Source organism: Mesorhizobium sp. M5C.F.Ca.IN.020.32.2.1 (genome assembly GCF_004023105.1).
GTDB classification, from domain to species: domain Bacteria; phylum Pseudomonadota; class Alphaproteobacteria; order Rhizobiales; family Rhizobiaceae; genus Mesorhizobium; species Mesorhizobium wenxiniae.
Genome location: NZ_RZSX01000447.1, coordinates 1 through 5,171 on the forward strand (window position 1 = coordinate 1; position 5,171 = coordinate 5,171).

A 5,171-nucleotide genomic window follows, 5' to 3' on the forward strand; every position below is an offset into this window, starting at 1 on the left:
CTCTTTGAGCACGCGCACCGCGATCTCGTTCTGCTTGTCGCTGAGCGAGCCGGGCAGGGCGGTAAACCACTGGTCGGCCTTGCGGATCGACAGTTCGGTGACCTCGCCGATATGCTTGCCGGCAATCTTCACCGCAAGCGCTTCCGGCTTCAGCCGGTAGCCGCGGCAGGCCGGGCAAGGCGTGGCCGACATGAAGCGCTCGATCTCCTCGCGCATCCAGGCAGATTCGGTCTCCTTCCAACGCCGCTCGAGATTGGGGATGACCCCTTCGAAGGTTTTCGTCGTCTTGTAGGAGCGCAGGCCGTCATCGTACTGGAAGGTGACCTCGCGCTCGCCGGTGCCATGCAGGATGGCTTGCTTTGCCTCTTCGGTCAGATCCCTGAACTTGTCGCCGAGCTTGAAGCCATAGACCTTGCCCAGCGCCTCCAGCGTCTGCACGTAATAGGGCGAGGTCGATTTCGCCCACGGGCTGACGGCGCCGGCACGCAAGGACAGGTTGTCGTCGGGCACGATCAGGCTGGCGTCGATCGCGCGCTGGCTGCCGAGGCCGTCGCAGGTCGGGCAAGCGCCGAACGGGTTGTTGAAGGAGAACAGCCGCGGCTCGATCTCGGGAATGGTGAAGCCTGACACCGGGCAGGCGAACTTTTCCGAGAACAGAATACGTTCGTGCGTCTCGTTCTTCGACTTGTTGACCGAATCCTCGCCGGTCTGGCTGGAGTCGAGCGGACGGTCGGCGAATTCGGCCACCGCCAGCCCGTCGGCGAGCTTCAGCGCAGTTTCGATGGAATCGGCAAGCCGCGTCGCCAGATCGCCGCGCACCACGATGCGGTCGACGACGACATCGAGATCATGCTTGTACTTCTTGTCCAGCGCCGGCACGTCGGCGATTTCGTAGAAGACACCGTCGACCTTGACGCGCTGGAAGCCCTTTTTCTGCAGCTCCAGCAGTTCCTTGCGGTACTCGCCTTTGCGGCCTCGCACCATCGGCGCCAGGATGAAAAGCCGCGTGCCTTCCTCGACCGCCAGCACGCGGTCGACCATCTGCGACACCGTCTGGCTCTCGATCGGCAGGCCGGTGGCCGGCGAGTAGGGGACGCCGACGCGCGCGAACAGCAGCCGCATGTAGTCGTAGATTTCCGTGACGGTGCCGACCGTCGAGCGTGGATTCTTCGAGGTGGTCTTCTGCTCGATCGAGATAGCCGGCGACAGGCCGTCGATCTGGTCGACGTCCGGCTTCTGCATCATTTCGAGGAATTGCCGCGCATAGGCCGACAGGCTCTCGACATAGCGGCGCTGCCCCTCGGCATAGATGGTATCGAAGGCGAGCGACGACTTGCCGGAGCCCGACAGGCCGGTCATGACGATCAGGCTGTCACGCGGCAGGTCGAGATCGACATTCTTCAGATTGTGTTCGCGCGCCCCGCGAATGGAAAGATATTTATGGTCGGCCATCGCCGGTCGCCGCCTCAGGTCTGGAATCTCGTGGGATGGCGGGTTGTCCCGGCCATCCCCTATGTAGGTAATTTCGCCACCTTTTCGAGAGACGCCACAACTCTCGACCAAAGCCTTTAACCGTCTTTCGCGCGGGCGGGCAAGCGGAAAGAACAAAGACCGAACAAGCTCCTGACAAAAGCGTCCACGTAATCCAAGGCCGACGCCGCGCTGCTCGAAACGAATGCAATTTCGGATTCGCCATCCAAGCGATCACATTTTTTGTAATCGGCTGTCCAACGGTTGACGTCTCAGGCTCAGGGAGTCAGACTCCAAACGTCACCGAAGCCGGCCGTCTTTCGATGGCCTCGCCGCCCCAAGGTGGTCTGCGAGACGCCGCGGGTTTTTGCGATATGCGCTTCGGACGACACCAGTCGCAATGGACAGAAAAGGAGAGCAGAGGAATGACTCCACCGGACAGTCCCTTGAGGCTCCACGTGTCGCTGGAGCCGCGGCAGGCATAAGTGCCAGGGCCAGGCGTGTGCGCCGCCCGACAAACCGTGACTTGCCGATCCCCACCAAAATCAGAGACTACTAGTCGGATCGTCGGCTGAATGCCGCGAAGCATCCGAAATCAAAAGCCGGCAGTGCACTCCCGGCGAGGTGGATTTTAGATCCAAGAAAGCCCCGACCGTTTGCGGAAGCAGCGGCGGGGCTGTTCGTTTTAGGGCCGCAAGGTCGTGGCAGCGATGATGGCCCGCACGCATGCCTTATTGCCGAGGGCCCTGGAACGCGCCGACGCCGACGTCGAAGGTTATGCTGCCGGAAATCCTGACATCGGTATCGCCGATCTTGAACTGGCCGTTACCGTTGCTGGGCACGGCGTCGTCGGGTTCGGGAGCCGGCTTGGCGATGCGATAGTCATCGGCCACGCCGGGCAACGTGCCGTTCTGCGAAGACGTTGAATTGTCTTCCGCGAACGCCGCGCCGGAAGTCATGGCCGCGACGGCAACACCGATGATTAGCCGGTTCGAGTGGATTAAAATCTTGTCGAGCATCGGCGGACTATATCCGCCGAACCCTGGTCGAAGCCAGACCGGTGGCGATGAAACTTGCCGAACGACTTGGCCGCATCGCGCATGAGCCGGCTACCTTTCACGCCGCCTTCTTACGGGTGTCAAAAACATGATCGACGAGCCCCCAAGTCTTTGCCTCCTCGGCGGTCATGAAATGGTCGCGGTCGAGCGTGCGTTCGACCTCTTCGAACGTGCGACCGCAATGGTGCGAGTAAAGCTCGGTCATGCGCCGTTTGGTCCTGAGGATGCCTTCGGCGTGGCGCTGGATGTCGGAGGCTTGGCCCTGGAAACCGCCTGACGGCTGGTGCAGCAGGATGCTGGCATTGGGCAACGCGATACGCCGTCCCGGCGTGCCTGCCATCAGCAGGAACGAGGCCATCGAGGCGGCAAAGCCCATGCAGACGGTCGATACTGGACTGCTTATATACTGCATCGTGTCGTAGATGGCGAAACCGCTGGTCACCACACCGCCCGGCGAGTTGATGTAAAGGGAAATCTCCTTATCGGGATTGTCGGATTCCAGCGATAGAAGCTGGGCACAGACCAGCGCCGACACGCCATCGTCGATCGGACCGTTGATGAAGACGATGCGCTCGCGCAGCAGCCGCGAAAAAATGTCGAAGGCGCGTTCGCCGCGGCTCGACTGCTCGATCACCATCGGCACCAGGTTGGCAAAACCGCTCATAGCTTTTTTCCGTTGTGCCGCTCAGGCCGCGCGCAGGAAAAGGCGAGGCGTGTTTGCGGCAATGGTCTGTTTGGGGCTGTGTGCGTTGAGCGAAAGCCGGCAACCGGCGCCCACCATCGCAACCGCAGACGTAGCGACCCGCGCGAATCCATCGTGGACGATGCGCAGATGCGTACCGCCCGACGCGGTGCGGCCGAGCGTGAAGGTGACGATACTGTCGAGCGGATCAGCTGCATTGCCAGGCGCCGGCCGCTCCCGCCAGGAATAGCGCAGCAGGCGTTCGGGCTCAGCGTTGAGGATTTCGCACTCGATCGGTGCACCCGCCTTAGCAAAGGCAAAGCGACTGCCGATCTCGGGTTTGATGTCGTTCGGCATCATCCAGGCCGCGAGCAGGTCCGGCACCGTCAGCGCCCGCCATACTTTTTCCGGCGGGTCCGGAAGCTCGCACTCGAACTCGATCGAATCTGCCGCCATGTCTGAATGCTGTTTTGCCGTCATTGGTCCATATCCTTCAAAACCGCCTTGAGCCTTTCGATGCGCTCGGGCCAGAACGCACGGTACCGCTCGATCCAGCTGAGCAGAGGGTCAAGCCCTTGCGGATCGGCGCGATAATAGGCGTTGCGGCCGGCTCGCCGCTCGACCACCAGGCCGGCGCCGCGCAGCACCGCGAGATGCTGCGACACGGCCGGTTGCGACACGGTCATGCCGCTGCGCAGTTCCGACACGGTCTTCTCGCCGGCGGCGAGCCGTTCGTAGACGGCGCGGCGCGTCGGGTCGGAAAGCGCTCGAAAAATCTCTGCTTCGATCATGATTGAAGCATAAGTCTGCACTTATTGGTTTGGCAAGCAGTCTTTTCGCGCCCATATGGAATGGCACGGCGGACCCCATCGATTGCTGACATTCCTTGACAGCAGGAATTGATTGAGATAGAACGAAAAGAGAACAAAAACCTTGTGGGAAAAGGCAGCCACGGCAGGCGGGGATTGCCCGCAGTCTATAAGGTGAGCGGCAGAAATTTTGTTTCGGATGAGCGCGGAGAAGTATCATGGCGGGTAGCGTCAACAAGGTCATTCTGGTGGGCAATCTCGGGGCGGACCCGGAAATCCGCCGTTTGAATTCGGGTGAGCCGGTCGTCAACATCCGCGTCGCTACCTCGGAAAGCTGGCGCGACAAGACTTCCGGCGAGCGCAAGGAAAAGACCGAGTGGCACAATGTCGTCATCTTCAACGACCAGCTCGCCAAGGTCGCCGAGCAGTATCTGAAGAAGGGTGCGAAGGTTTATGTCGAGGGCCAGTTGCAGACGCGCAAATGGCAGGACCAGACCGGCAATGACCGCTACACGACCGAAATCGTGCTGCAGAAATTCCGTGGCGAGCTGCAGATGCTCGACGCGCGCGGGCAAGGCGAGGGCGGTCAGGTCGGCAGCTATGCCGGTGGCGGCAGCAGCCGCGGTTCCGATTTCGGGCAGTCCGGCCCGGGCGAGAGTTTCAATCGCGGTGGCGGCAACAAGGGCGGTGGTGGCGGCGGTTCGTCGCGCGAACTCGACGACGAAATTCCGTTCTGATTTCTTGGGGCGGATGTCCCTTACGCGGGCGAAAAACGCCGGCTACTTGAGGCCACGAATTGGCGTCCCGAAAATCTGTCTTGGATTTCGGGACGTTCTGCATTTAAGCGGTGCGCAGTGAAAGGACGTATTAGGTGAAAGCACGGGTCAAATGGGTCGAGGAGCGCACCTTTGTCGGCGAGTCCGGCAGCGGCCACAAGGTGGTGCTGGGGACTGCCTTCGGGCCGGAAGGCAGGACGCCGGGGCCGAGCCCGATGGAGCTTGTGCTGCTCGGCACCGGCGGCTGCTCAGCCTATGATGTCGTCCACATCCTCGAAAAGAGCCGCGAGGCGGTCGAAGACTGCGTGGTCGAACTCGACGCCGATCGGGCGGAGAAGGAGCCGCGGGTGTTCACCCGCATCCATATGCATTTCAT

Annotated in this window: 6 protein-coding genes and 1 pseudogene; 2 read left to right on the plus strand and 5 right to left on the minus strand. The window is 61.5% G+C overall.

The annotated features are described in order from the left end of the window. From EOA86_RS21260 to EOA86_RS21280, 5 genes and pseudogenes are all read right to left on the minus strand, one after another. Positions 1-1,452, minus strand: a pseudogene (locus EOA86_RS21260) (excinuclease ABC subunit A); the annotation flags it as partial. Between the two features lie 749 nt (positions 1,453-2,201). Further along, entirely contained in the window at positions 2,202-2,489 is a 288-nt protein-coding gene (locus EOA86_RS21265; protein WP_128343426.1) for a hypothetical protein, read from the minus strand. A gap of 97 nt (positions 2,490-2,586) precedes the next feature. Beyond that, positions 2,587-3,192 carry an ATP-dependent Clp protease proteolytic subunit gene (locus EOA86_RS21270; RefSeq protein ID WP_029352889.1) on the minus strand — a complete coding sequence of 202 codons (606 nt, stop codon included), beginning with the start codon at positions 3,190-3,192 and terminating at the stop codon, positions 2,587-2,589. Between the two features lie 21 nt (positions 3,193-3,213). Beyond that, positions 3,214-3,690: an SRPBCC domain-containing protein gene (locus EOA86_RS21275; protein ID WP_127211576.1), complete on the minus strand. Its 477-nt coding sequence runs from the start codon at positions 3,688-3,690 to the stop codon at positions 3,214-3,216. Continuing rightward, on the minus strand, positions 3,687-4,001 hold the full coding sequence (locus tag EOA86_RS21280) for a metalloregulator ArsR/SmtB family transcription factor (RefSeq protein WP_128343428.1): 315 nt from the start codon (positions 3,999-4,001) through the stop codon (positions 3,687-3,689). Before EOA86_RS21280 ends, EOA86_RS21275 begins: the two co-directional genes overlap by 4 nt. A 236-nt stretch (positions 4,002-4,237) precedes the next feature. Between EOA86_RS21280 and EOA86_RS21285 the strand changes: the two genes are divergently transcribed. Then, entirely contained in the window at positions 4,238-4,756 is a 519-nt protein-coding gene (locus EOA86_RS21285) for a single-stranded DNA-binding protein (protein WP_029352883.1), read from the plus strand. A gap of 134 nt (positions 4,757-4,890) precedes the next feature. After that, on the plus strand, positions 4,891-5,171 hold a 281-nt coding region (locus EOA86_RS21290), incomplete at its 3' end, for an OsmC family protein (protein WP_164891882.1).